The sequence below is a fragment of the Curtobacterium sp. MCLR17_058 genome, from assembly GCF_003234705.2.
GTDB lineage: Bacteria > Actinomycetota > Actinomycetes > Actinomycetales > Microbacteriaceae > Curtobacterium > Curtobacterium flaccumfaciens.
In genome coordinates this window covers 452,759-478,350 of record NZ_CP126262.1, presented here as the reverse complement: position 1 = coordinate 478,350, position 25,592 = coordinate 452,759, and the positions used below count along the sequence as shown (strand labels likewise).

Genomic DNA, 25,592 nt, shown 5'->3' with positions numbered 1-25,592 from the left:
GTGATGCGATCGCACCGCAGCCCCGGCGCCGGACGCCGGTAGTGTCGTCCCGTGCGATGGAGTCGAGTGAACTGGCCCTCCGTTGGCTACGTCTCCCTCGAGGACTTCGACGGCCAGCGCGAACACGTGACCCGGTTGCTCGAGGACGCCCCGCCCACGGTCGCCGCGCTCCTGACGGTCAAGTGGACCGACTCGAGGATCGAACGCTGGGTCGTGGAGTCCGCCGACGCCGTCGTCGACCCGGACGCCGACGAGGACGACGTGACGACCCCCGTCGACCTGCCGGGACACGGTGTGCCCGACCCGGTCGTCGTGCACGCCGACATCGTGGTGCGCAACGACGAGGTCCTCGACACCCCGAGCGGCCTGTGGCGCCGCTGGAACCACGCCAGGGTGTCGCTCCGGCTCCGGGACGCCGTCATCGACCCGCCGGGTGTCGACGCCGCAGCACTGCTCGCCGGTGACGCCCACGTCGCCCGGGGTGAGCTCGAGTACCTGAACGAGCACGACGCCTGGGAGCTCCGCCTGCTGATCTCCCCCGTCGGCGAGGTCGCGATCCGGTTCCGGGGCGTCCGGGTGGCGATCCGGAGCGTCGCCGAGAGCGTGTACGCCGACCTCGAGGCGCGCCCGGCACGCGGCTGGCACGGCCCGGTGCCGGACGGCTGGGTCGAGTGGACGACCGAGGTGGTGCGGGCAGCGGCCTACGGCGACCTCGGCGGACTGCACCTGGCCGACGACGCGAGCGACGTCGACGACGTCGATCCCCGCTGGGGCTTCGCCCCGCTGCACGCCGCCGCGTGGTTCGACCACCCCGAGATGCTCGAGGAACTCCTGCGCCGCGGCGCGACCCTGCAGCTGGAGGACACCGAGGGGCGGACGCCGCTGACGCTGGCGATCGACCGCGACGCACGACGGGCGGTCGACGTGCTGGTCGGAGCGGGTGCCGACCTGGAGGCCCGTGACGGCGACGGCAACACCCCGATCGTCCGCGCTGCGTGGGGCGGGCACGCCGCGATCGTGCGTGCACTCGCCACCGCGGGTGCGGACACCAGGGCGCGCGGGTCTCGGGGCGCGACGCTGCTGATCGCGGCCGTCGACTCCGGCGACCTCGACACCGTCCGGGTCGTGCTGTCGCTCGACGTCGACCGCGATGCCGTCGACGACGAGGGCTCGAGCGCCGCGGACCGGGCGGAGCTGCTCCGCGAGACGGCCGTCGCCGACCTGCTCGCCGCCGCCTGAGCGCTGTCCGCACCACGGCCCGTGGGCCGACCCGCGCCGGACGTGACGAAGCGCGGCGGACGGGAGCAGGGCCTCCCGTCCGCCGCGCGCCTGCGGGTCGACCGTCCTAGACGGCGACCGACTCGATGGCGTTCGCCTGTGCGAGCCGCCCGTACCAGCGGGCGGAGTCCTTCGGCGTGCGCTCGAAGGTCTCGCGGTCCCACGCGACCAACCCGAAGGTCGGGCGGAAGCCGGAGGCCCACTCGTAGTTGTCCAGGAGGGACCAGTGCTGGTAGCCCAGGACCTCGATGCCGTCCTCGATGCAGCGGTGGATGCCCTCGAGGGCGCCCTGCGTGTAGGCCTGCCGGCGGGAGTCGTCGGCGGTGGCGATGCCGTTCTCGGTGATCATCAGCGGGACGCCGCCGGAGAGCTCCCACGCGCTGCGGAGCCCGTCGGCCGAGGCCTCGGGGTAGAACTCCCAGCCGGTGAGGGTGGTCTCGACGTCGTCCGTCACGGGCAGGGGCCCGTCCGGACCGATGAACGTGCGGGTGTAGGCCTGCACGCCCAGGAAGTCGTCGCCGGCGGCCTGCTCGAGGTACCAGTCGTCGCGCGGGTACCCGTACTCGCGGAGCATGGCGTCCGCCCCGGGCTCGCCGGACGACTTGAAGGCCTGGGTCGCGATGGTCCACCCCGACTGGAGGCCCGACACCTGTGACAGGACCTCGCGCGACCGCTTGTGGCTGGCCAGCAGGGCGTCGGCGACCCCCAGGTCCGGGTTCGGCAGGCCGAAGGCCACCAGGTTGGCCGCGTCCTCGCCGCCGGCGAGCATCGCCGCGATGTTCGGCTCGTTGATCGTGCAGACGTAGCGGACACCGTCCTGCACCACGGGGAGCGCGGCCTCGGTGTAGCGGGCGAACAGGTCGGCGGCGTCGGGTGCCCGCCAGAAGCCGTCGCGTTCGAACCAGCGCGGCACGGTGAAGTGCATGAGGGTGACGATCGGCTCGATGCCGAACTCGTGGCAGGCGTCGACCATGCGGCGGTAGTGGTCGACCTCGGCACGGCTGACGAACCCGCGCTCGGGCTCGATGCGGGCCCACTCGATGCTGAACCGGTAGGAGTTCAGCCCGAGCTCCGCCGCGATGCGGATGTCCTCGCGGTACCGGTGGTAGCTGTCCGCCGCGTCGCCCGAGGGCTCGACGATGGTGGTGTCCGGCTCGTGCTCGTGCACCCACCAGTTGCTGTTGACGTTGTTGCCCTCGATCTGGTGGGCGGCGGTGGCGGCACCCCAGAGGAAGCCGTCGGGGAACTGCAGCGTGGAGATGATGGTGCCTTTCAGTGCTTGTTCGAGTCAGTGCTGGCTCAGGAATGCGTCGAAGACGGCGACCGTCCCGAGCGGGTTCTCGACCTGGGGGCCGTGGTAGCTCGCGGGGATGACGACGTACTCGGCGCCGGTCTGCTCGGCCATCGCCCGCTGCCACGGGATCGGCCAGGCGTTGTCCCACTCGCCGTGGGCGACGAGGACCGGCAGGCCCGTGGCGCGCAGGGCGTCGGAGGCGTCGGTGTGGTCCTCGAGGATGTGACCACCGGCGACGACGCTGAGCGGGCTCGTCGCGTCGAACCGGTCGCGGACCATCCGGACGTCGTCGGGCAGCTCCTCGTCGGGCCGGTACGCCCAGAGCGGGTTCGTCGAGTCGAACAGCTGCCGGAGGTTCCCCCCGGTGTCGTGCAGGATCGTCAGCTCGGCGACCTTGCGGTACGGCCACCCGTGCGGCCCGGAGCAGAACTGCACGACGTCGCGGAACGCCGTCGGGTCCTGGAGCGCGGCGGCCCGGACGATCACACCGCCGAGCGAGTGCCCGACCAGGTGCACGGGGGCACCGTCGTCGAGCAGGCGCGCGACCCGGACGACGTCGGCGGCTTCTTCGTCGAGTGAGTAGTCCCGCGGCTCGGTCGGCGCTGCCGAGTCGGCCTGACCACGCCGGCTGATCGCGACCGCGGTCCAGCCGGCGTCGCGGAGGACGGGCAGGAAGGTCCGCCAGTCCTCCTTCGAGCCGGTGTACCCGGGGACGATGAGCACGGTGCCCTTCGACACCCCCTCGGGCACGATCCGGTAGGCCGTGAGCCGCCCGACCGGGACGTCGATCCCGACGACGTCGACGCCGTCCGGGGTGGGCAGGTGCCCGAACGGCGGGACCGTCGGGAAGTCGTGCAGGTTCGTCATGCGCGCAGGGTCCTCCGCGGGTTGGGAACGGCGTCGAGGAGGGCGATCGTGTACGGGTCCTGCGGGTCCTGCAGCACCTGGGCCGTGTGCCCCCGCTCGACGACGGCGCCCTCGTGGAGCACCATGATGTCGTCCGTGATGAGCCGCGCACTCAGCAGGTCGTGCGTGATGTAGAGGAGCGAGACGCCCCACTGCTCGCGGAGGTCCTCGAGCAGCGCGAGCACACCGGCGCGCAGCGTCACGTCGAGCATGGACACCGGCTCGTCGGCGATGATCACCTGCGGGTCGCTCGCGAGCGCCCGGGCGATCACCACACGCTGCCGCTGCCCGCCGGAGAGCTGGTGCGGGAGCTTCTGGGCGAACTGCTCGACGGGGGTGAGCCCCACCGTCTCGAGCAGCTCGAGCACCCGGCGCCGGGCATCGCGCCCGGTCAGCCCGGTGTAGTTCGCGATCGGCCGGGACAGCGTGTACTCGACCGTGTGCAGCGGGTTGAGCGCCGAGTACGGGTCCTGGAACACCATCTGGACCTCGGAGCGGAGGTCCCGCAGGCCGCGCTTGCCGAGGCGGGCGACGTCGAGGTCCCCGAACCGGACGGTGCCGGTGGTCGGCTTCTCGACGCCGGTGAGCAGCTTCGCGATGGTCGACTTGCCCGAACCGGACTGGCCGACCAGGGCGAGCGACTGCCCGGGCTCGAGGGTGAACGACACGTCGCGCACGGCCTGCACCGGCTGCTCACCGCGGCGGGGAGCCGGGTAGGTCTTCACGATGTGGTCGACGACGATCGGGTTGCGGGCGGCACTGCGCTCGCGGGACCCGACGGTGCTGAACGACGAGGTCGTCTCCTGCCGCTTCTCGCCGGCCTCGGCGCGGAGCGAGCGGTCCGGGAAGCCCGGCAGCGACACCACCTCGGCGCGGGGGTCGGCGTAGTGCGACAGGAGCATCTGCGTGTACTCGTCCTGCGGGTCGCGGAGGATTTCGCGGGAGCCGCCGTCCTCGACGATCCGGCCCTCGTGCATCACGAGGACGCGCTCGGTGGCTTCGAGGACGATGCCGAGGTCGTGGCTGATCAGGATCGCCGTGAAGCCCTCGGTGCGCTGGAGCTCGATGATCGTGTCCATCACGGCGTGCTGCACGAGCACGTCGAGCGCCGTCGTCGGCTCGTCGAACACCATGAGCTGCGGCTCGAGCGAGAGCGCCAGGGCGATGGAGACGCGCTGCCGCATGCCGCCGGAGAGCTCCCCGGGGAACCGGGCGAGCATCGAGGTCGGCAGCTTCACCTTCTCGATGAGCTCCTTCATCCGGGCGTCCCAGCGGTCGCGCGACACGTGGCCGTGCGCCTTGAAGACGTCGATGAAGTGGTTCCGGATGGTGCGCACCGGGTTGAGCGCGTTCATGCCGGACTGCAGCACCATGGCGAAGCCGCCCTGCCGCTGCTGGCGCAGGGCTTCGTCGTCGAGGTCGCGGATGTCCTTGCCCGCGAAGACGATGCTGCCGCCGTTCGTGCGCGCCGGCGGCTTCTGCAGCCGGGTCAGCGCGTAGCCGAGCGTCGACTTGCCGGAACCGGACTCGCCGACCAGGCCGACGAACTCGCCCTTCTTCAGCTGGAACGACACGTGGTCGACGGCTTGGACGGCCGTCTGGCCGGCCGATTCGTAGACGACCGACAGGTCGCGGACGTCGAGCAGGACGGAGGCGTCGCCCTGGTCGTGACGGGCGTCGGACTGGAGGCCCGTGGCGGCGCCGGTGGGCGCCTCCAGGCCGTCTGCCGGGTGCGTTTCTGGCAAGCCGCTCATGCGCGCTTCTCCTTACGGGGCCGTGCGCCGTCGCGCAGCCGCGGGTTGGACACGGCGTCGACGCCGAAGTTGATCAGGGTGAGGCTCATCGCGAGCAGCGCGATGCAGAGACCCGGCGCGAAGAGCAGGATCCACTGCCCGGTGAGCAGCGCGTTCGAGTTCTGCGCCCAGTACAGGATCGTGCCCCAGCTGACGATCGACGAGTCGCCGAGTCCGAGGAACTCGAGGCCCGCCTCGGCGAGGATGGCGCTGGTGGCGGCCCCGAAGAAGCTGCCGACGATGAGGCTCGTCATGTTCGGCAGGATCTCGCGGAACACGATGCGGGTCGCGCCCTCACCGGAGAACTGGGCGGCGGTGACGAAGTCCCGGCCGCGCAGCGACTGCGTCTGCGAGCGGAGCACGCGAGCGCCCCACGCCCAACCGGTCACGACGATGACCGCGATGATCACCGCGATGCCGCCGTTCTGCAGGTAGGCGGCGATGACGATCATCAGGGGCAGACCCGGGATGACGAGGAACAGGTTCACGATGAACCCGATGACCTCGGCGACCCAGCCGCGGACGTAACCCCAGCTGAGGCCGATCGCGACGGCGACGAGCGTGGACAGGATGCCCGCGACCGCGCCGACCATGACCGAGATGCGGGCGCCGTAGATGATCTGGGACAGGACGTCCTCGCCGGCGGCGGTGGTGCCCATCCAGTGGTCGGGCGTCGCGTCGGCGGACCGGGCGAAGCCGTTCTGGCTGGCGCCGTACGGGGCCAGGAGCGGGGCGAAGATCGCGACGAACACGAAGACGCCGAGGATGATGATGCCGATCCGGGCCTTCTTGTTCGACCAGACGACGCCGAACTGGCGGGCGGCGGCGCGCCACTTGGACGGCGCCTGGGCTGCTTCTTCTTGCGTGCGGACTGCGACTGTGGCGTCCGGGGTGGTGGTGTTGGTCATCGACGCGTCCTCGGGTCCAGAACGCCGTACATGACGTCCACGATGAAGTTGGCGATGAGCACCGACACGGTGATCATCAGGAAGAGAGCCTGCATGAGCGGGTAGTCCTGCCCGATGACGGCGTTGAACAGCAGGTAGCCGATGCCCGGGTAGCCGAAGACCTGCTCGACCAGGACCGAACCGCCGACCACGCCACCGAGCGCCAGACCGAAGCCGGTCAGGTTCGGCAGGATCGCGTTGCGGGCCGCGTAGCGGATGGCGACGGTGCGTCCGCGCAGGCCGTTGGCCTCGGCGAAGGTCACGTAGTCGTCACCGAGGGTGTTGATCATCGCGTTGCGCATGCCGATGATCCAGCCGCCGAGGCTCGTCACCAGGATCGTGACCGCCGGCAGCACTGCGTGCTGCAGTGCGTCGCCGAAGAAGGCACCGTTCAGGCCCGGCGTCGTCGTGGCCGAGTAGGCGCCCGTGGTCGGGAACCAGTGCAGCACGTAGCCGAGGAAGAACAGCAGCAGCAGGGCGGTCCAGAAGTACGGGAACGTCGACATGAAGCTGCCCGACAGGGTGGGCAGTGAGTCGAGCCAGGTGCCGCGCTTCCACGCCGCCGCGACACCGATCAGGGTGCCGAGGACGAACGCCAGGATCGTGACGACCCCGACGAGGATCAGCGTGTAGGGCAGGGCCTTCGACACGAGGTCACCGACGGGCTGAGGGTAGAACGTGTAGCTCGTGCCGAAGTCGAGGGTGATGACCTGGTGCAGGTAGCTGACGTACTGGTCCCAGAGGTTGCCGGTCGGCACCCCGAGCTGGGCCTCGATCGCCTTCTTGGTGGCGTCGGTGACCGGGCCGTTCTGGCTGAGCTTCGCGAGTGCGGCGTCGGCCGGGCTGCCGGGCATCAGGCGCGGGAGCACGAAGTTCAGCGTGACCGCGGCCCAGAGGGTCAGGACGAAGAGGACGAGTTTCTGGAGGATGTACTTCACTTCTGGTCCTCCTGCTGCGCGGCGTCCTGCTCCTGCAGGATCTGCTTGCCGGCGGCGCTGTCGCGCAGACGGAGCTTCGTGAAGATGAGCAGCGGTGCCGAGTCGTAGTTCTGCGGTGCCATGTACGGGTCCTTCGCGCTCGGCCAGCCGACGAACTTGCCGGTGTTGAACAGGCCCCAGAGCCCGCCGTAGTACATGCCGATGACGGGGAGCTCGTCGTAGACGGTCTGCTGCAGCTGGTCGAGGATCTCCTGCTGCTTCGCGGTGTCCGTCGTCGCCTTGTACTCGTCGAGGAGCTTCTGGGTGTCGGCGTTCTTGTACCGCTCGTAGTTGTTGACCGTCGACTTGCCGACGGGCTGGTAGAACTCGCTGCTGAGCAGGGAGTTGAACGCCTGGTAGACGTCACCGTTGCCCATGCCGCCCATCGCCATGTCGAACGTGCCGTTGTTGATGTTCTGCTGGTACCCGGCGGGCTGCGGCGCCTGGATCGTCACCTTGATGCCGATGGCCGTCAGTTCGCGGCGGACCTCCTGCGCGGCGCGGAGCCAGTCGGAGTAGCCGTTCGCGGTCATGATCGTGATGGCGAGCTGCTTGCCGTCCTTGACGACCTTGCCACCCTGCACGGTGTAGCCGGACTTCTCGAGGCTGGCGAGCGCCGCCTTCGTGTCCTGCGTGATCATGCCCTTGTCGGGGATGTCCGGGTTGAGGTAGCGCTCCTGGTTCGGCAGGATCAGGCCGGTCTGGCCCGCCGCCGACAGGTTGCCCTCGGACGCGGTCTCGGCGATGGCGTCTCGGTCCAGCGCGAGCGAGATGCCCCGGCGGACGTTGACGTCGTTGTACGGCGCCTTCGTGAGGTTCGGGATGAGGCCGATCACACCGCCGGCCGGGAACCACCACTCGTTCGTCTTCGACGCGGCGCCCCAGGTGCCCTTGACGTCGGAGATGAACGAGTACGCCCAGTCGTAGCCGCGGGTGACGGTGTCGAGCTGCGTGTTCGTCGCCGGCAGGATGAGGTGCTTGATGGCGATCTTGTCGGCCTGCCAGTACTTCGGGTTCTTGTTCATCGAGTACTGCTGGTCGGTGTAGTTGCCGAGGACGAACGGCCCGGTGCCGACCGGGTTCGGGTCGCGCCAGGTCGTCGGGTCCTTCACGCCACCCCAGTGGTCCTCACCGAGGATGTACGTCTGCCCGATGATCGTCAGGCTCGGGACGTCCTCGCTCTTGAGGTGGAAGACGACGTGGTCGCCGTCCTGCTCGATGCTCTTGATGTGCTGCCAGGCGCCCTTGACGTCCATGGCGGGGAACTTCTTGAGCAGGTCGAAGGTGAAGACGACGTCCTTCGCGCTGAACGGCGACCCGTCGGACCACTCGACACCCGAGCGGATCGTCATGTCGATCGTCTTCGCGTCGGGCTGGCGCCACGCGCTGGCGAGCCACGGGTTGCGCTTGCCGTCGAGGGGGTTCACCTCGATGAGGGGCTCGTACATCCACTTGGAGGCCGTGCGGGCGTTCGCGATGTACGGGTTGAAGTTGCGGTCGAACAGCGGGTTGCCGCGGTCCGCGTTGATGAGCATCGTGTCCTTGCCGATGGTGGGATCGGGTTCGGATCGGACCTGGATGCTGCAGCCGGTGGCCACGAGGGCCACTGCGGCGAGGCCAGCGATGGCCGCGACGAGGCGGCCTCGGCGGCGGGGGCCTGGGTCACGCGTGCCGCGCGTGCGCTGTGGGGGAAGCGTCATTGCTCGGTCGACCTCCATGTCGATTCGGTACGTGCTCAATGTATGCGCTTACATCGCGACGTGCAACTGCGGGTGTTGTTTCGCGGGGCGGCACGGTGGAGTGGGGGCGTCGGCGTCGGGCGGCGCACGGTGCGAGGTGCGCCGACTGGTGCGAGGTTGCGGTCCTGAGGGAGGGCGGCGCACGGTGCGAGGTGCGCCGACTGGTGCGAGGTTGCCCGCTCTGTGCGCTGCTACGGACTCGCACGGGGCGCGGAAGGTCGCACGGGATGCGGAAGGCCGCACGGTGCGACCCCGCGACGGCACGCACGCCTACAGCGCGGGCGGGCAGCTCTCGCGCAGCAGCACCTCGACGGGCAGGCGCACGGCGCGCGGCGGCCCCTCGCGGCGCTCCAGCCGGTCCACGATCGCCAGGACGGCAGCACGCCCGAGCGCCCCCATCGGCTGGTGCACCGTCGTCAGGCGCGGCGACGAGAACCGGCCGGCGTCGATGCCGTCGAACCCGGTCACGACGAGGTCCTCGGGCACCCGGAGCCCCCGGGCAGCGGCGGCGTCGAGCACCCCGAGCGCAGACTGGTCGTTCGAGCAGACCACGGCGCGCGGGACGTCGTCGGCCAGCAGCGACACCGCGAGCTCCCGCGCCCGGGCCCGCCCGAAGTCGCCGTGCACGGTGCGCACCGCCGAGGCCGGCACCCCGTGGTCGGCCAGCGCCGCGCGGAACCCCGCCGAGCGCTCCATGTCGTCGGGCGAGTCGATCGGCCCCGCCACGTACGCGAGGGACCGGATCCCCAGGCGCCCGATCACGTGCGACGCCAGGGTCCGCATGCCCGCGGCGTTGTCCACGCTCACCGAGTCGAACCCGTGCGAGCGCCGGTCGTCGGCGAGCACCACGACGGGGATGCGGCGGGCGACGTGCTCGAGCAGGTCGTCGGGCACGGTCTGCGCCAGCACGGCGAGCCCGTCGACCCGGCCGGCGACGTCGTTCACGATGACGTCGCGCGACGAACCCCGTCCGGCGGCGACCATGAGCGCGAGCCCCCGCTGCCAGGCCTCGGTCTCGGCACCGCGCAGGACCTCGTCGAAGTACAGGTTGGACGAGAACGGCTGCGTCACGTGCCGCCGGTCGTCGACCACGCGGACGCCGCCGTCGGTGACCAGGTCCGGCCGCTCGTCGGGCACCACGTCGAACCCGGGCAGCAGCAGTCCGACGACGCCGGTGCGCTTGCCGGCGAGGGCGCGGGCGTTGCCGGACGGGACGTAGCCGAGGCTCCGGATCGCCGCCTGCACGCGGTCCCGGGTGCCCTCGCGGACGGCGTCGGGCGTGCGGAGCACGCGCGAGACGGTGGCGATGGAGACGCCGGCTGCAGAGGCGACGTCGTAGACCGTGGGAGGTGCGGTGCGCTGGTCGGCCAACCCGTGCCTCCCCTTCGACGTCCGCTGGTGCCGCGCCTCGCGCTGTGCGGCCGGACCATCCTAGGCATGCCGTGTGCCGGGAGTTCTCCACACGGTGCCGGAAACGCTTGCGGGACAGCGGGGGTCGCGCGACACTGTTCCGACCTCAGTACGTCCCGTGAGGAAGCGCACCAGCGGGCCGCGTGCCCGCACCGATCAGGTTGCCCACACACAGGGGAAGGACACGACATGTCACAGTCGACACGTTCCGGGAGCAAGCTCGCACTCCGCGCGAGCCACGACGAGGCCGAGGTGCGCGACGCGCTGCTCGAACGCACGGATTCGATCCGCACGTTCGACGACCTCGACGCACCGCAGGAGACGACGGACCTGCGCTAGCGGCTCGCGCCCGGCCTCCCCCCGGACACGGCCAGGAGGCCCGGGCAGGCGCCCGCAGACCGCTCACCGTCCGCGGGCACTCAGCGCTCGGTCGCGCCCACGATCGTCATGCCTGCCCCGCGCAGGCGTCGGCGCTCCTGCGCGATCCAGCTGAGGAGCCGGTCGTTCGTGCCGGCCACGTGCGCGGCCACGAGGTCCGCTGCGCGGTCCGCGTCGCCGTCGCGCACGGCGTCGATGATGGCGCTGTGCTCGTCCCACGCGGCGTCGCGGGCCTCGGGCGTGCGGACCTCGATCCAGCGCGTGCGCTCGAGCCGCGTCAGGGCGTCGGCGATGGCGTCGGTGACGAACCGGTTGCCACCGAGCGCGGCGAGGTCGAGGTGGAACGTCGACCCCATGCGGATGCCGGCCTGCTGGTCGGGGGTGGGCTGGAGCGCGTCGAGGTGCCCGCGGACCTCCGCCAGCTGCTCGGGAGTGGCACGCTGGACGGCCAACCGGACGGCAGCGGGCTCGAGGATGCCGCGGAGTTCGGCGAGCGAGGCGATCTCGTCGAGGTCGATCGGGGTGACCGTCCACGAGCGGCCCTCGTGCAGGATGAGTCCCTCGCGCTCGAGCCGCGACAGTGCGGCGCGGACCGGCGTGCGCGAGGCGTGGAACCGTGCCTCGAGCCCCCGCTCCGAGATGCGCTCCCCCGGTGCGATGTCGAGGGTCAGGATGGCCGCGCGCAGGTTGTCGTAGAGCTGGGCCGTCTGCGACACGGGCGCGGCGTCGGTCGTGTCGGTCACGGCGGACAAGCCTAGCGGCGTGACGGCGGGAATGGTATACCGTTCTGGTATACCAATCCGTTCCGCGATGGAACGACGACGAACGGCCGAGACGCATGCCCACGACCGACGCCCCGCAGCGATCCACCACGACGCCGCCGGTCTCCGCCCGCGCCTGGACGATGCTCGCCCTCGGGGTTGCGGCCCAGGCGGCGGGGACGCTCGTCGTGTCCGCGCCGGCGCTCCTCATCCCCCACCTGCTCAGCCGCGGCACGTCCCTGCCGGCCGCCGGGCTGCTCGCCGCCGCCCCGACCTTCGGCATGGTGCTGACGCTCATCGCCTGGGGTGCGATCACCGACCGGTTCGGCGAGCGCGTCGTCATCGCCGGCGGACTCGTGCTCACCACGCTGGCGGTGGTCGGCGCCTGGCTCGCTGCGGGCGACCCGGTGCTGCTCGGGTTGGCGTTCCTGGCCGGCGGCATGACGAGCGCCTCGACGAACGCCGCGAGCGGTCGGGTCGTGGTGGGGTGGTTCCCGAAGGAGCGCCGGGGGCTCGCGATGGGCATCCGGCAGATGTCGCAGCCGCTCGGCGTGACGCTCGCGGCGGTCACGGTGCCGCAGCTCGCCGAGGGCTCCGGGATCCGCGCGGCCCTGGTCCTGCCGATCGTGCTGTGCGCGGTGCTCGCCGTCTGCTGCGCGATCGGGATCACCGACCCGCCACGCCCTGCCCGGGCCACGGTGGCGACGACGGCGACCGCGAACCCCTACCGCTCGAGCGGCTTCCTGTGGCGGGTGCACGCGGTGTCGGTCCTGCTCGTGGTACCGCAGTTCACCCTGTCGACGTACGGGCTCGTCTGGCTCGTCGGCCTCGGCTGGTCGACACCGGCGGCCGGGCTGCTCGTCGGCGCCGCGCAGTTCGTCGGGGCGATCGGCCGGATCCTGGTCGGTGGCTGGAGCGACCGTGCCGGATCGCGCGTCGGACCCCTGCGCATCGTCGCGGTGAGCGCCGCGGTGGTGATGGCGGTGCTCGCGGTCGTCGACGCGACGCACCTGGCCGGGGCCGCGGTGTTCCTGGTGCTCGCGACGAGCGTGACGGTCGCCGACAACGGGCTGGCGTACACGTCGGTCGCCGAGGCGGCGGGGCCGTTCTGGTCCGGCCGGGCGCTCGGGGCGCAGAACACCGGGCAGTTCATCGCGGCGAGCGCCGTCGGTCCGGGCATCGGGGCGCTGGTCGGTACGCTCGGGTTCGCGGCGTCGTTCGGCATCGTGGCGGTGCTCCCGCTGCTCGCGGTCCCGCTGGTGCCCCGACGCGACCGTTCGCACGACTGACCGTTCGCGCGACTGACCGCGGACGACCCCGTCAGCCTGCGCCGCCCGTCGCGCCCGTCACCCCTGTTCGTGGTCGGCGCGCTCGGGGTCGTCCTGGGAGTCCCGGCGGCGGTCCTGCATGAGCTCCTTCGTCCGGAGCAGGCGCAGCGCCGTCACGAGCACCAGCCCACCGAGGACGTTGAACAGCAGCGTGTACCCGAACCAGCCGAGCCACTGCCCGTAGGTGATGTCCGCGCCCGACTGGATCGCCCCGAAGACGAGCAGCGAGTCGAGGATCGAGTGGAAGAGCTGCAGCCCGGCGAGCAGGAAGCCTCCGGCGACGGCGGCGACGAGCTTCGCGGGGTCCGAGTCGGTGCCCTGCTGCATCCGCGTCATCAGGGTGATGGTGCTGCCGCCCAGGACCGCCAGCACGATGCTCTGCAGTCCGAACGGTGCGTCGACGTAGTGGTGCGCCGACTCCGAGAGTGTGGCGTGCCACTGCGGGAACGCCTGGACGACGAGCCACATGAACACCCATCCCCCGGCCAGGTTCGCCACGAGGGTGCCGCCCCACAGTCGCACGAGCTGCAGCACGGTCCCCTCGCGGGCGACCACGGCGGCGACCGGCATCAGGAAGTTCTCGGTGAAGAGTTCACTGTGCGCCAGGTGCAGCGCGATGAACCCGATGCCGAAGGCCAGCCCGGCGAGCAGGTGGCTGTCGGTCTCGGTGAGCACCGCGAGGTACGCCATCACGCCGAGACCGACCTCGAGGCCGCCGAAGAACCCCGTGACGAGGACGGCGCGGGTCGTCCGTTGCAGCCGCTCCGCGCCCTCCTCGATGGTCGCGTCGAAGGACTCCGCGAGTTCGTCCTCCACGGGTGCGTCGCTGGTGCCGAGCTCACGTCGGCGGTCGTCGGTCATGGCCGGGACGCTATACGCGGCCGTCGTGGCGGCCCGCAGGATCGCGCCGAGACGGACGGGAGGCCCGGTACCAGCCGGCACCGGGCCTCCCGTCCGTCGTCCGGTCACCGCTCAGGCGGCCGGCACCGCCGGTCCCACCGGCCACCGCAGCAACGCCGCGGCGGGCGCGCCGTTCGGGAGCGACGCGGCGTTCACGAGCAGCAGCTCCGCGTCGGTGAGGGCGACCGCCCGGACGATCGCGCACACGGCCGGGACCGGTCCGATGACCGGTGCCCCCGCCGCCTGCTCGGGTGCCGTGGCGATCCACGGCACCGCTCCCAGCGCGAGCAGGGTGCGGTCGCCGATCGCGGCGGCGTCGATCGCGACGACCGAGGCCTGCGCCTGCTGCAGCGCCTCGACGACGGACCCGAGGCCGGTGACCGTCTGGTTGTCCCCGCGGCCGACGTGCGTGCGGAGCAGGTCCTCGAAGTCGTGCCGACGGGTCGCGATGACCCGGGCGAGCGCGATGTCGACGTGCTCGACGAGCGCGGTCTCCGACGCATCCGAAGCCCGGGTGTCGACCGGGACCTCGGAGACGACGGCGCGCGCCTCGGTGGACAACTGGTCGAGCAGGAGCCCCCGTGCGCGGATGTCCCCCGCGACCACGATGAGCTTCGGCTGCAACCGCCGGAAGGCCTCGTCGACGGACGTGGCGACCTCGTTCTGGTTGTCGCGCCAGATCTCCTCGGTGTGGTGCTGCCACCGCAGGTGCGACCAGCCGCCGCCCTGGAACTTGTGGAGCGTGTCGGTGCGGCCCTGCACGCGCTGCTCGTCGCGGCGGTCCGGCACGTCGGCGTGGCCCAGGCGGTAGGCGCGGTAGCCACCGCCCTCGCGACCGACCTCGACGATCAGGAACGGCAGGTCGAGCGGCCGGTGCGCCAGGAGCGGCAGCAGGTCGGGCACGGGGTCGTGGCCGATCGACGTCGGGGCGTGCATCGCCCCGGGCAGGACCTCGCTGAGCACGAGTTCGCCGTCGTGCACGAGCACGTACCGGCTGACGGGTGCCGGCACCCCCGGTGTCTCCTCGAGTTCGGCCATCACCGTGTCGATGACCTCGGCGCCCGCCCCGGCCGACCGCAGCACGTCCTCGGCCTTCCGGCGCTGCAGGGCGGCGAGGTGCTGCGGGTCCTCACGGTCACCGGACGCGTCGACGTAGGCCCACGTCCACGTGCCCCCGCGCTTCAGGCGTTCGGCGATGCCGGACTGCAGGTGCGGCGCGTCATTCTGCGTCAGAGCCATCGGTGCTGCCCTCCCCGGTCTCGGTGCGGTACACGGTCGCGTCGGCTCCGTCGCCGTCGCCGGTGGGCAGGGGGTCGGCCCGGTCGGCGTCGTCCTCGGGGAGCACGTCGGTGGCGTCGTCCTGCAGCTCGCCCTCGAGCTCGCCGTCGTAGCCCGACGCCGCGAGGGTCTCCGGGCCGTCGGTGTCGTCGGGGACCGGCTCGGACTGCCGGAACTCCTCGACGTGGGCGTTGCTGCCGTGCCCCTGGACGATGCTCTGCGCCTCGTGCGCGAGCTGCTCGTCGAGTTCGGGGCGATGGGTGGTGTTCCCGCGTTCGGTCATCGCTTGTCCTCCCGGTCGTGCCACCGGCGGCCTTCGCCGTCCGGGGCGTCGGTGTCTGCTCTGTGACCCCACCGTCCGCGCCCGGGCCTGGGGCCGTTCCAAGGTGCGCCGGGAACGCGCAGTGTCGGTACGGTCACGAAACCACAACGGCGTTCGGTTCTGTGATTGGGTGTCGACAACCCCGATCAACGACGAACGGAGTGCGGCAATGGCGCCACGACCACGACCCATCACGAGACGACACCTGTTGGGCTTCGGCCTCGGCACCGCGGCGGCGGGACTCCTCGCCGGCTGTGCGGTCCCGGGCTCGACCAACGTCAACAAGGCGGCCCTCGTGCCCGCCGCGGCCTCGGGTGAGACCGTCCAGCTCACCTACTGGGCCTGGCTCAAGGACCTGCAGAAGGTCTGCGACGTCTGGAACAGGACACATCCGGACATCCAGGTGTCGGCGAACTGGATCCCCGGCGGCAACAGCGGCGGGTACCAGAAGATGTACTCCGCGCTCGCGGCCGGCGGCGGCCCGGACATCGGGCAGGTCGAGCTCCGGCAGATCCCCGAGTTCATGCTCGCGAACGGCCTGGTCGACCTGGCCCGGTACGGCGCGAAGGACTTCGAGTCGAAGTACGACGAGGCCGCGTGGGCGCAGGTGTCGTTCGTCGACGGCATCTACGGCATCCCGCAGGACACCGGCCCGATGGGGTTCTACTACCAGACCGCGATCCTCGAGCAGGCCGGCGGCGAACCCCCGACGACGTGGGACGAGTGGCGTGACCTGGCCGACAAGGTCCGGAGCACCGGGAAGCAGAACTACCTCGAAGTGTTCCCGGTCGCGGACGCCTCACCGTTCGCCGCGTACGCACAGCAGGCCGGCGCGCGCTGGTTCAAGGTCGACGGCGACGAGTGGGTCGTCGACATGACCGACGACAAGACCCTGATGGTCGCGGACTTCTTCGACGGGGTCATCGACGACGAGCTCGTCGACACGAGTGCCGGTGCGTACTCCCCCGGGTGGTACGCCGCGGCCGCGAGCGGCAAGATCGCCGCGGTCACGAGCGCGAGCTGGGGTGACGCCCTGATCGAGTCGGTGCAGGGCGGCGAGGGCAAGTGGAAGGTCGCCCCGATGCAGAAGTGGGGCGCCGACGGCTTCGGCTCGAGCGCCATCGGCGGTTCGACGGCCGCGGTGCTGGCGAACGCGAAGCACCCGAAGGAGGCGCTCGAGTTCATCACGTGGATGACCACCTCGAAGGAGGGCATCGACGCGATGATCAAGCACTGCGGCATCGGCTGGTCGCCCGCCGTCGACTACATCGGGGCGCAGCGCGAGAAGCCGTCGAAGTGGTTCTCCGGCCAGAACTACAACGAGGACGTCTTCGTGCCGGCCTCGAAGGAGCAGAACATCGACTGGTCGTGGTCCCCGGTGACCCAGTCGGCCTTCACCAGCCTGCAGAACCAGTTCCGCCGCAAGCTCACCTCGGGCCTGAAGCTCAGTGACGCCGTGGAGCTCGCACAGCGGGAGATCGTCCAGTCCTTCAAGGACAAGGGCCTCAGCGTCAGGACGGCACGATGACCCAGCAGACCACCACCAGGCAGTCCACCGGCCGACCGGCCGGCGGGACGCCCGCGTTCCGCACGAGCACGAAGGCCACGAGCGCGCAGAAGCGTGCCCCGTGGATCCTGCTCGCCCCGTTCCTTGCCCTGTTCCTGCTGACGTTCGTCATCCCGATCATCAGCGCCCTGTTCCAGTCGTTCACCACCGTCGACCGTGAAGGCCTGTTCGGTGAGGACGGCGTCGTCGGTCGGTTCGCCGGGTTCGACAACTACGCGATCGCCCTGCAGGACAGCGGGTTCGTCGCCTCGATCGGCCGCATGCTGCTCTTCGGCATCGTCCAGGTCCCGGTGATGATCATCGCCTGCACGATCCTCGCGCTGCTGCTCGAGTCGGCGAGCGCCCGCTGGCCGGGCTTCTTCCGGGCGATCTACTTCATGCCCTACGGCGTCCCGGGCGTCATCGCCACGATCCTGTGGTCGTTCCTGTACGTGCCCGGCCTGTCGCCGATCGTGTCGCTGCTGCAGTCGATGGGGCTGCAGCCGGACTTCCTCGGCGCGAACAGCGTGCTGTGGTCGATCGCGAACATCGTCACGTGGACGTACACCGGCTACAACATGCTCATCATCGTGGCGCAGCTGAAGTCCATCCCCGGCGAGGTCTACGAGGCCGCCAAGGTCGACGGCGCGAACGCGTTCCAGGTCGCGTGGCGGATCCAGATCCCGCTCATCGCACCGGCCCTGGTGCTCACGACGGTGTTCTCGATCATCGGCACCCTGCAGCTCTTCGCGGAGCCGCAGATCCTGTCGACCGTGGCCCCGGCGATCGACACCGAGTACACGCCGAACTACGCCGCCTACACGAACGCGTTCGCGTTCAACGAGTACGGCGTCGCGAGTGCGCAGGCGGTCATCATCGCGCTGGCCGCGTTCATCCTGTCGTTCACGTTCCTCGCGCTGACGAACCGACCACCCAAGGACGAACGCGACCGCCGCAAGCGCGCACGGCGCGACGGCCGGGAGGCCCGCACCGCGCTCCAGACGCGCGCTGCGGCGGGCAGCACGGTCACCACCCAAGCCGACCCGGGCCTCCAGGCCAGGTCCGGTCTGCAGAACGGAACGAAGGGGGCCGACGCATGACCAGCGAAGCCATCGAAGCGCCGGCCACGGCGAAGACCGCCGTCCCCGTGGACACCACGTCGATCTCGGCGCACCAGCGCCGCAAGCTCGACCGGTCGCCGCGCTCGCAGATCGTCGTCACGGGGATCCTCGTCGTCGTCGCGCTGTACTTCATCGTCCCGCTGTACTGGGTCGTCATCGCGGCGACGAAGACCACGGGCGCGCTGTTCTCGACCAACGGGTTCTGGTTCGGCGGCGAGTTCGCGCTCTGGAGCAACCTGCAGCAGGTGTTCACCTACGACGGCGGCATCTTCGTCCGGTGGATCGCGAACAGCATCCTGTACTCCGGCGTCGGTGCCGTCCTGGCGACCTACTTCGCCGCGGCCGGCGGGTACGCGCTGGCGAAGTACGACTTCCGGGGGCGCCAGTTCGTGTTCGGCACGATCCTCGGCGGCGTGCTCGTGCCGGGGACCGCGACAGCACTGCCGCTGTTCCTGCTGTTCTCGTCGATGGGCCTGACGGACACGTACTGGAGCGTGCTCATCCCGAGCCTGGTGTCGCCGTTCGGGCTGTTCCTGTGCCGGGTGTACGCCGCCGCGTCGGTGGACACCACCCTGCTCGAACAGGCACGCATCGACGGTGCCGGTGAACTGCGGATCTTCCACACCGTGGTGCTCCGGCAGATGACCCCGGCGCTCGTCACCGTGTTCCTGTTCCAGGTGGTCGGGATCTGGAACAACTTCTTCCTGCCGCTCATCATGCTGGCAGACCAGAAGCTGTACCCGATAACACTGGGTCTGAACAACTGGCGCTCGCAGGTCGACCGCCTGCCGGAGTTCTACCAGCTCACCACCGGCGGGGTGCTCGTCTCGGTCATCCCGCTCGTCATCGCCATCATCGTCCTCCAGCGCTTCTGGCGTGGAGGCCTCACGGAAGGATCGGTCAAGGGTTGACCCACTCCGCACTCTCGTCCACCGCACCCGGCTCCGACTCGCGGCTGGCACCCCGTGCCTGGCTGCACACCGACGCCCCGTCCCTGTCGCTGAACGGGGACTGGCGGTTCCGGTGGTCGCCCGTCGCCTCGGTCTCCGAGGACTTCGCGACCGAGGGTGGGGAGGACGACGACCCGGCCTGGGGCGAGCTCCCGGTGCCGTCGCACTGGGTGCTGCACGGGCACGGCGCACCGAGCTACACGAACCTGCAGTACCCGTTCCCGATCGACCCGCCGCACCCGCCGGAGGAGAACCCGACCGGTGACCACCGCCGCACGTTCGAGCTGCCGTCGTCGCTCGACGGCACCGGCCGGGTGCTGCTGCGGTTCGACGGGGTCGAGTCGCACTTCCGGGTGTGGCTGAACGGGACGCTCGTGGGGTGGTCGACGGGCTCGCGCCTGGCGACCGAGTTCGACGTCACCGAGCTTGTGCGCCCGGGAGCGAACGAGCTCGCGGTCCGGGTGCACCAGTGGTCGGCGGCGTCCTACCTGGAGGACCAGGACCAGTGGTGGCTGCCGGGCATCTTCCGTGACGTCACCCTGCTCGTCCGGCCCACGGCGCCGATCGACGACGTGTTCGTGCGTGCCGGTTGGCGAGCGACGCTCGGCACGGCTGCGTCGGCGGGCACCGCGGCGTCGGGACGGCCGGAGACGGGGACCGGCACGATCACGTTCCCGACGCTCGACGCGGTGTTCCCGGTGCGGTTCTCGGTGCCCGACCTGGGCGTCGACGTCACCTGGGCCACGGCGGACGACGTCGCGCCGATCGAGGTCGAGGGCGTCGAGCCGTGGAGTGCCGAGCTGCCGAAGCTGTACGACGCGACGCTGTCGACGGGTTTCGCGGCGGCCGGCGCGGCCGTCGGCTCGGGCGGTGCCGCCGGTGGCGCCGGTGGCGAGACCGTCTCGCTCCGACTCGGGTTCCGCACCGTGTCGATCGTCGGCGACCGGTTCCTGGTGAACGGCGAGCGCGTGGTGTTCCACGGCGTGAACCGGCACGAGACCCACCCCGTGCGCGGCCGGGTGTTCGACGAGGAGCACGCCCGCGCCGACATGGCGCTGATGAAGCGGAACAACGTCAACGCCATCCGCACCTCGCACTACCCGCCGCACCCCCGCGTGCTCGACCTGGCCGACGAGCTCGGGTTCTGGGTGATCCTGGAGTGCGACCTGGAGACCCACGGGTTCCTGTTCACCGACTGGGTCGGCAACCCCTCCGACGACCCGGCGTGGGCCGAGGCCTACCTCGACCGCATCGCCCGCACCGTCGAGCGCGACAAGAACCACGCGTCGATCGTGATGTGGTCGCTCGGCAACGAGTCCGGCACCGGTCGGAACCTCGCGGCGATGTCGCAGTGGGTGCACGACCGCGACGCCGAGCGCCCCGTGCACTACGAGGGCGACTACACGGGTGAGTACACCGACGTCTACTCGCGGATGTACCCGACGCTGCAGGAGACCGAGTCGATCGGCGGCGGCACCCCGACGCCCCTGCTCGGCTGCGGCCCGGCCGAGGCCGCACGGCAGCGGTCGAAGCCCTTCATCCACTGCGAGTACGTGCACGCGATGGGCAACGGCCCCGGGCAGATCGCCGAGTACGAGGCCCTGGTCGACCGGTACCCGCGGCTGCACGGCGGGTTCGTGTGGGAGTGGCGGGACCACGGCCTGCTCGCGAAGACGCCCGCCGGCGAGGACTACTACGCCTACGGCGGGGACTTCGGCGAGGTCGTGCACGACGGCAACTTCGTGATGGACGGCCTGGTACTGCCCGACGACACCCCGACACCGGGGCTCGCCGAGTTCGCCGCCGTCGTGGCCCCGATCCGCCTGGCGGTCTCGGACACCACGGTGCTGGTCGAGAACCGGTACCACTCGGCCTCGACCGCCGGGCTCCGGCTCTGCTGGACCCTGTCGCGGAACGGCGTCGTCGAAGCCTCGGGGCGCCTGTCCACGGGCATCGTCGCCGCCCGTGAGTCCGCGACGGTCCCGGTGCCCGCGGAGGTGCTCGACGCGGCCACGTCCGAACTCGCACCCGGCGACGAGCTCTGGTTCGACCTGACCGTGGAACTGGCGGGGCCGACCGCGTGGGCGGACACCGGCCACGTCGTCGCACGCACCCAGCGGCTCGTCGCGGCGCGCTCGGCGGACGCACCACGGGCCTCCCGGCAGGGGTGGGACGGCGACCACCTGGGTGACGGCACCTTCAGTGCCCGCGGTGACCTGGTTTCCTGGAAGGGCCACGAGGTCGCCGGGCCCCGCCTCGAGCTGTGGCGTGCACCGACGGACAACGACAGCCTGGCGTCACAGGGCGGCTACGAGACCGCGGACCCGGTGCTCACGCACGGGGTCGGTGACCCGACCGCTCCCCCGTCAGCGACGCGCTGGCGCGACCGAGGGCTGGACCGGCTGACGCACCGGCTGGTGTCGGTGTCGCGGACCGACTCCGGTCTGGAGCAGCGCGTCCGCGTGGCGGCGGCGAACAGCGGGTGGGGCCTCGAGGTCACGCACCGCTGGACCCTGACGTCCGACGGACTCGTGCTGCAGACCGACGCCGTGCCGTTCGGCGCCTGGGACGTCACGTGGCCGCGGATCGGGGTGCGGTTCGACCTGCCGGCGTCGCTGGCCGACGCGGACGCCACCTGGTTCGGGACCGGACCGCTGGAGTCGTACGCCGATTCCTCGCACGCTGCCCGTGTCGGCCGGTTCACCGCGCCGGTGCGGTCGCTCGGGGTGGAGTACTCGCGGCCGCAGGAGACCGGGCACCGGCCATCGCTGCGTTCGTTGTCGGTCGGGCCGTTCACCGTGGCGACGGTCGGGTCGCACCGTGCGGGGTTCACCCTGTCGCCGTGGACCGCGCAGCAGATCGACCGCGCCGAGCACCCGTACGAGCTGCCGACGTCCGACCACCTGTACCTGTACCTCGACGCTGCGCAGCACGGGCTCGGCAGCCGGGCGTGCGGGCTCGACGTGCTGCCGGAGCACCAGCTCTGGCCGCAGGCCTTCAGTTGGAGCGTGCTGCTGGGCTAGGCGGTCACGCGCAAAACACCGGTGTTCGCACGTTGCACACCCGCATCCCGCGGCGTGCAGTGCGAACACCGGTGTTTTGCGTGCGGGAGCTACGCGCCGGCGGACAGGGCGCGCAGGGCCTCGGGGTCGCTCGCGTTCAGGAAGTCGGTCAGGCGCTCGGCCTCACCCGGCTCCTCGATCGCCTCGGCCGCACGCCGCAGGGCGAACAGCGCCCGCAGCACGCCACGGTTGGGCTCGTGCGACCACGGCACCGGGCCGACACCGCGCCAGCCGGCCTTGCGCAGGGCATCGAGCCCACGGTGGTACCCGACACGGGCGTACGCGTAGGACTCGAGGGTCGCGCCACGCGCCCACGCCTCGTCGGCGAGCAGCGCCCACGCCAGGCTCGACGACGGGTAGGACACCACCACGCTGGCGACGGGGGCCTCCGCCTCGATCGCGGCGGTCACCTCCGGCTCGGCGGGCAGCAGGGTCTCGGGGTTCGACGACGGGGTCGGCAACAGGTTCTCCGGCATGCCCCCAGCCTGTCATCCCTTGCGGGTGCCCGTGTCACGGGATTACCGTGGAGGTCACCTCGTCGTCATCGCGGGGCCGCCGGGGCGGGAGACCGACCGGCGGAACGGATGGCGGACACGGGGGTCCCCCGACGGAAGCACACGGATTGCTGTCGATCACCGGTACCGCTCAGCCCACGCGCTGACACCGTGATCGCGCGCCCCGTCGGGCGCTCCACCGCACCGCGGTGGCCTCGGTGTCGTGCGCCCAGCATCGACACCGGGAGACACCCCCATGCCCACCAGTCCGTCCGTCGTCCTGCACGACGTCACCTTCGCCTGGCCCGACGGCACCGTCGCGCTCGACCACCTCACCGCCGCGTTCGGACGTGGCCGGACCGGCCTGGTCGGGAGGAACGGGGCCGGCAAGTCCACGCTGGTCCGGCTCGCGACCGGCCGGCTCCACCCCACGTCGGGCAGCATCGCGACGTCGGGTCCCGTCGACCACCTGCCGCAGCGCCTCTCCCCACCGGCACGGCCTGATCGCCGCTGGCGCGTCGATCAGGAACCGGCGGCGTGGGCCCACGCCAGCGAGGACGACACCGTCGCCGACCTGCTCGGCGTCCGGCCCACACTCACCGCGCTCCGGGCCGTCCTGGCCGGCGACGCCACGGCCGCACAGCTCGAGGCAGTCGGCGACGACTGGGACCTGGAGGAACGGGCCGCCGCGGTGCTCGACCGGGTCGGGCTCGACGGCACCGACCTCGACCGGCCGGTGTCGACGCTGTCCGGCGGGCAGTCGGTGCTCGTGGCCGTCGCCGGAGTTCGGTTGCGCGCGCGGCCGATCGTGTTCCTGGACGAGCCGACGAACAACCTGGACCGCCGGGCCCGCGGGCTGCTCCTCGACCTGGTCGACGACTGGCGCGGCACCCTGGTGGTCGTCAGCCACGACCGGGAACTCCTGGAGCACGTCGACGAGACCGTGGAGCTCCGCGCCGGGTCGATGACGGTGTTCGGCGGGACGTTCAGCGCGTTCGAGGAGCACCTGGCCGTGCAGCAGGCGGCCGTCGAGCGCGAGGTCCGCGTCGCTGAACAGCGGCACCGCACCGAGAAGCGGCAGCGCATCGAGGCGGAGACGAAGATCGCCCGACGTGCGAAGGCCGGCGAGAAAGCGGGCCGCTCGATGCCGAAGATCCTGGCGAACGAGCAGCGGAAGAAGGCGCAGGAGACCGCCGGTCGACTGCGCGTCGGGTACGCGGACGACGAAGCCGCCGCACTCGCCACCAAGCGCGAGGCCGAGCTCCGCCTGCGCGACGACGAGTCGATCCACGTCACCCTGCCCGACCCGGACGTGCCGGCCTCGCGTCGGATCGCCACCGTGACCGTCCGCGGACGGGACGTCATCGTGCAGGGGCCGGAACGGATCGCCGTCACCGGGGACAACGGCGTCGGCAAGTCCACCCTGCTCGAGCAGCTCGTCGGCGACTCCGCCGCGCGGGAGCACCCGCTGCCCGAGACCACGGCCGTCGCCCACGTCGACCGGATCGCGTACCTGCCGCAGCGGAAGGACAGCCTGGACGACTCCGCCACGGTGCTCGACAACGTGCGCCGGGACGCCCCGCACGTGCCCGTCGCCGAGGTCCGCAACCGGCTGGCGAAGTTCCTGGTGCGCGGGGACACCGTCGACCGCCCGGCCGGTGACCTGTCCGGCGGCGAGCGGTTCCGGGTGGCGCTGGCGGCCCTGGTGCTCGCCGACCCGCCGCCGCAGCTGCTCGTGCTCGACGAGCCGACGAACGACCTCGACCTGACGAGCGTCGACCAGCTCGTGGACGCGCTGCGGGCCTACCGGGGAGCACTCGTCGTGGTGAGCCACGACGAGACGTTCCTGGAACGGCTCGAGCTCGACGAACGGATCGAGCTGCGGTGACCCGTCGAGGGACGGACGTCAGCGCCGTCGGGTCGGCCGGATCGCGAGCGACTCGACGGTGCCGCGCTCGGGCAGGTCGACGACGGTGCGGACCGCGGCGGCCACGTCTTCGGGTGCCAGGTAGTAGTCGGTGTCGTAGGACTCCCCGAGCTTCGCCACGAGCTGCCGCTGCATGTCCGAGTCGGTCCGGCCCGGGTGCACGCTCGACACCCGCACGCCGTTCGCCCGCTCCTCTTCGCGCAGGGCGTCGGCGAAGGCCCGCAGCGCGAACTTCGACGCCGCGTACACCCCACCACCGGGGCCCGAGTGGAACCCGGAGCCGCTGTTGATCGGCACGACGATGCCCCGGGCTGCCCGCAGTGCCGGCAGCGCCAGCCGGGTGAGCTCGGCGACCGCGAACACGTTCGTCGCGAAGACCTGCTCCCACACTGCGCGCGGGGTGTCGGCGACGGTGGTGCCCTGCTCGACACCGGCCGAGTGCACGAGGACGTCGAGCCGATCGGGCAGCGCGGGGACCTCGCCCGCGCCCAGGTCACCGACGAACGGCGCCGCGCTCGGCAGCTCCTGGACGAGGGCGTCCACGGCGTCGGCGGACCGGCCGCCCACGAGCACGTGGTGGGTGCGGCCGAGGTCGGCGGCGATCGCGCGGCCGATGCCGCGGGTGGCTCCGGTCACCAGGGCGACCGGACGGTTCTGGAGCTGGTCTGTCGTCACGGATGCCAGCCTACGGAAGCCGGGCCGGGCCTCCTGTGCGGTCGCGACGACGACGCAGGACCGTCAGCGCGACGCCGGCGACGACCACCAGACCCACGAGCGCTGCGATGCCCCACGGCGAGCCGGCGAGCGCCGCGACGACCGCCCAGAACACGGCGAGCCCGATGGTCGCGTACAGGAACGCCCATGCCACGCACCCCGGCACCATCGCGATCGTGTACCGCCACCAGGCGACCCGTGCCAGCCCCGCTGCGGCGTTCATCACCGTCTGCAGGCCGACCACGACGAAGCTCACCGTCACGATCGGCAATCCCCAGCGGTCCAGCAGCGCCGAACCGCGGCGGACCGCCGGTGACCGCAGCCAGCCGCCCCACCGCGATCGGGACGCCCCCGTCACCGCGAGCCGCGCGACCCAGTACGTGGCCTGCGCACGGCAGAACACGATCACGAAGAGCGCGAGGACGAGCCACCGGAACGGGAGCCCCTCGAGGAAGGACGGCACGCTC

Annotated in this window: 21 protein-coding genes and 1 pseudogene; 8 read left to right on the top strand and 14 right to left on the bottom strand. The window is 71.4% G+C overall.

Annotation, left to right across the window (positions count from 1 at the left end):
• The first annotated feature begins 51 nt into the window (after positions 1–51).
• The gene (locus tag DEJ11_RS02390) at positions 52–1,239 is read left to right on the top strand and encodes an ankyrin repeat domain-containing protein (RefSeq protein WP_146250099.1); all 1,188 of its coding nucleotides are present in this window, start codon (positions 52–54) and stop codon (positions 1,237–1,239) included.
• Positions 1,240–1,345: 106 nt separating this feature from the next.
• On the opposite strand, the gene DEJ11_RS02385 is transcribed toward DEJ11_RS02390, so the two are convergent.
• From DEJ11_RS02385 to DEJ11_RS02355, 7 genes are all read right to left on the bottom strand, one after another.
• The gene (locus DEJ11_RS02385) at positions 1,346–2,542 is read right to left on the bottom strand and encodes a family 1 glycosylhydrolase (protein WP_111104775.1); all 1,197 of its coding nucleotides are present in this window, start codon (positions 2,540–2,542) and stop codon (positions 1,346–1,348) included.
• Positions 2,543–2,566: 24 nt separating this feature from the next.
• Positions 2,567–3,439, bottom strand: coding sequence for an alpha/beta fold hydrolase (locus DEJ11_RS02380; RefSeq protein ID WP_111088474.1), 873 nt, complete (start codon positions 3,437–3,439; stop codon positions 2,567–2,569).
• Positions 3,436–5,232, bottom strand: a complete 1,797-nt coding sequence (locus DEJ11_RS02375) for an ABC transporter ATP-binding protein (protein ID WP_111053883.1) — start codon at positions 5,230–5,232, stop codon at positions 3,436–3,438. Before DEJ11_RS02375 ends, DEJ11_RS02380 begins: the two co-directional genes overlap by 4 nt.
• A complete protein-coding gene (locus DEJ11_RS02370) occupies positions 5,229–6,179 on the bottom strand; it encodes an ABC transporter permease (protein WP_111091982.1) in 951 nt (316 codons plus the stop codon). Before DEJ11_RS02370 ends, DEJ11_RS02375 begins: the two co-directional genes overlap by 4 nt.
• Entirely contained in the window at positions 6,176–7,156 is a 981-nt protein-coding gene (locus tag DEJ11_RS02365) for an ABC transporter permease (protein ID WP_017886395.1), read from the bottom strand. The genes DEJ11_RS02370 and DEJ11_RS02365 overlap by 4 nt, the downstream gene beginning before the upstream one ends.
• Positions 7,153–8,802, bottom strand: a complete 1,650-nt coding sequence (locus tag DEJ11_RS02360) for an ABC transporter substrate-binding protein (RefSeq protein ID WP_111104772.1) — start codon at positions 8,800–8,802, stop codon at positions 7,153–7,155. The genes DEJ11_RS02365 and DEJ11_RS02360 overlap by 4 nt, the downstream gene beginning before the upstream one ends.
• Before the next feature lie 402 nt (positions 8,803–9,204).
• On the bottom strand, positions 9,205–10,305 hold the full coding sequence (locus DEJ11_RS02355) for a LacI family DNA-binding transcriptional regulator (protein ID WP_071250632.1): 1,101 nt from the start codon (positions 10,303–10,305) through the stop codon (positions 9,205–9,207).
• Positions 10,306–10,533: 228 nt separating this feature from the next.
• Here DEJ11_RS02355 and DEJ11_RS02350 point away from each other — a divergent pair, with 228 nt between their 5' ends.
• On the top strand, positions 10,534–10,683 hold the full coding sequence (locus DEJ11_RS02350; protein WP_155896754.1) for a hypothetical protein: 150 nt from the start codon (positions 10,534–10,536) through the stop codon (positions 10,681–10,683).
• 80 nt (positions 10,684–10,763) lie between these two features.
• On the opposite strand, the gene DEJ11_RS02345 is transcribed toward DEJ11_RS02350, so the two are convergent.
• The gene (locus DEJ11_RS02345; RefSeq protein WP_239001395.1) at positions 10,764–11,465 is read right to left on the bottom strand and encodes a GntR family transcriptional regulator; all 702 of its coding nucleotides are present in this window, start codon (positions 11,463–11,465) and stop codon (positions 10,764–10,766) included.
• Between the two features lie 95 nt (positions 11,466–11,560).
• Here DEJ11_RS02345 and DEJ11_RS02340 point away from each other — a divergent pair, with 95 nt between their 5' ends.
• Positions 11,561–12,772, top strand: coding sequence for an MFS transporter (locus DEJ11_RS02340; RefSeq protein WP_111104770.1), 1,212 nt, complete (start codon positions 11,561–11,563; stop codon positions 12,770–12,772).
• 57 nt (positions 12,773–12,829) lie between these two features.
• Here DEJ11_RS02340 and DEJ11_RS02335 read toward each other — a convergent pair whose 3' ends face one another.
• From DEJ11_RS02335 to DEJ11_RS02325, 3 genes are all read right to left on the bottom strand, one after another.
• A complete protein-coding gene (locus DEJ11_RS02335) occupies positions 12,830–13,672 on the bottom strand; it encodes a formate/nitrite transporter family protein (RefSeq protein ID WP_111053885.1) in 843 nt (280 codons plus the stop codon).
• Between the two features lie 111 nt (positions 13,673–13,783).
• Positions 13,784–14,950: a baeRF2 domain-containing protein gene (locus DEJ11_RS02330; protein WP_111029699.1), complete on the bottom strand. Its 1,167-nt coding sequence runs from the start codon at positions 14,948–14,950 to the stop codon at positions 13,784–13,786.
• Positions 14,931–15,272, bottom strand: a complete 342-nt coding sequence (locus DEJ11_RS02325; protein ID WP_111104768.1) for a hypothetical protein — start codon at positions 15,270–15,272, stop codon at positions 14,931–14,933. Before DEJ11_RS02325 ends, DEJ11_RS02330 begins: the two co-directional genes overlap by 20 nt.
• 208 nt (positions 15,273–15,480) lie before the next feature.
• On the opposite strand from DEJ11_RS02325, the gene DEJ11_RS02320 reads away from it, so the two are divergent.
• The 4 genes and pseudogenes from DEJ11_RS02320 (at position 15,481) to DEJ11_RS02305 (ending at position 21,951) form a co-directional block, all read left to right on the top strand.
• On the top strand, positions 15,481–16,839 hold the full coding sequence (locus DEJ11_RS02320) for an extracellular solute-binding protein (RefSeq protein WP_111029697.1): 1,359 nt from the start codon (positions 15,481–15,483) through the stop codon (positions 16,837–16,839).
• Positions 16,836–17,786, top strand: a pseudogene (locus DEJ11_RS02315) (carbohydrate ABC transporter permease); the annotation flags it as partial. The gene DEJ11_RS02320 and the pseudogene DEJ11_RS02315, both read left to right, overlap by 4 nt.
• A 167-nt stretch (positions 17,787–17,953) precedes the next feature.
• Positions 17,954–18,889 (top strand): carbohydrate ABC transporter permease, encoded by a 936-nt coding sequence (locus tag DEJ11_RS02310; protein ID WP_027464914.1) that lies wholly within the window; start codon positions 17,954–17,956, stop codon positions 18,887–18,889.
• Entirely contained in the window at positions 18,886–21,951 is a 3,066-nt protein-coding gene (locus DEJ11_RS02305) for a glycoside hydrolase family 2 TIM barrel-domain containing protein (protein ID WP_111104762.1), read from the top strand. Before DEJ11_RS02310 ends, DEJ11_RS02305 begins: the two co-directional genes overlap by 4 nt.
• Before the next feature lie 89 nt (positions 21,952–22,040).
• Here the strand turns inward: DEJ11_RS02305 and DEJ11_RS02300 are convergent, their stop codons facing one another.
• Positions 22,041–22,466, bottom strand: a complete 426-nt coding sequence (locus tag DEJ11_RS02300) for a DUF3151 domain-containing protein (protein WP_111039402.1) — start codon at positions 22,464–22,466, stop codon at positions 22,041–22,043.
• A gap of 274 nt (positions 22,467–22,740) precedes the next feature.
• On the opposite strand from DEJ11_RS02300, the gene DEJ11_RS02295 reads away from it, so the two are divergent.
• Positions 22,741–24,372 carry an ABC-F family ATP-binding cassette domain-containing protein gene (locus tag DEJ11_RS02295; RefSeq protein ID WP_111104756.1) on the top strand — a complete coding sequence of 544 codons (1,632 nt, stop codon included), beginning with the start codon at positions 22,741–22,743 and terminating at the stop codon, positions 24,370–24,372.
• Between the two features lie 18 nt (positions 24,373–24,390).
• On the opposite strand, the gene DEJ11_RS02290 is transcribed toward DEJ11_RS02295, so the two are convergent.
• Both DEJ11_RS02290 and DEJ11_RS02285 read right to left on the bottom strand, forming a co-directional pair.
• On the bottom strand, positions 24,391–25,086 hold the full coding sequence (locus DEJ11_RS02290) for an SDR family oxidoreductase (RefSeq protein WP_111104753.1): 696 nt from the start codon (positions 25,084–25,086) through the stop codon (positions 24,391–24,393).
• Between the two features lie 10 nt (positions 25,087–25,096).
• Entirely contained in the window at positions 25,097–25,588 is a 492-nt protein-coding gene (locus DEJ11_RS02285) for a DedA family protein (protein ID WP_111104750.1), read from the bottom strand.
• Positions 25,589–25,592 lie beyond the last annotated feature (4 nt).

What these genes read in the sequence shown, in the direction of transcription:
- DEJ11_RS02370 (WP_111091982.1), bottom strand. Translation starts at nt 6,179, where the DNA reads ATGACCAACACCACCACCCCGGACGCCACAGTCGCAGTCCGCACGCAA.
- DEJ11_RS02340 (WP_111104770.1), top strand. Translation starts at nt 11,561, where the DNA reads ATGCCCACGACCGACGCCCCGCAGCGATCCACCACGACGCCGCCGGTC.
- DEJ11_RS02380 (WP_111088474.1), bottom strand. Translation starts at nt 3,439, where the DNA reads ATGACGAACCTGCACGACTTCCCGACGGTCCCGCCGTTCGGGCACCTG.
- DEJ11_RS02310 (WP_027464914.1), top strand. Translation starts at nt 17,954, where the DNA reads ATGACCAGCGAAGCCATCGAAGCGCCGGCCACGGCGAAGACCGCCGTC.
- DEJ11_RS02295 (WP_111104756.1), top strand. Translation starts at nt 22,741, where the DNA reads ATGCCCACCAGTCCGTCCGTCGTCCTGCACGACGTCACCTTCGCCTGG.
- DEJ11_RS02325 (WP_111104768.1), bottom strand. Translation starts at nt 15,272, where the DNA reads ATGACCGAACGCGGGAACACCACCCATCGCCCCGAACTCGACGAGCAG.
- DEJ11_RS02375 (WP_111053883.1), bottom strand. Translation starts at nt 5,232, where the DNA reads ATGAGCGGCTTGCCAGAAACGCACCCGGCAGACGGCCTGGAGGCGCCC.
- DEJ11_RS02335 (WP_111053885.1), bottom strand. Translation starts at nt 13,672, where the DNA reads ATGACCGACGACCGCCGACGTGAGCTCGGCACCAGCGACGCACCCGTG.
- DEJ11_RS02330 (WP_111029699.1), bottom strand. Translation starts at nt 14,950, where the DNA reads ATGGCTCTGACGCAGAATGACGCGCCGCACCTGCAGTCCGGCATCGCC.
- DEJ11_RS02350 (WP_155896754.1), top strand. Translation starts at nt 10,534, where the DNA reads ATGTCACAGTCGACACGTTCCGGGAGCAAGCTCGCACTCCGCGCGAGC.
- DEJ11_RS02320 (WP_111029697.1), top strand. Translation starts at nt 15,481, where the DNA reads ATGGCGCCACGACCACGACCCATCACGAGACGACACCTGTTGGGCTTC.
- DEJ11_RS02300 (WP_111039402.1), bottom strand. Translation starts at nt 22,466, where the DNA reads ATGCCGGAGAACCTGTTGCCGACCCCGTCGTCGAACCCCGAGACCCTG.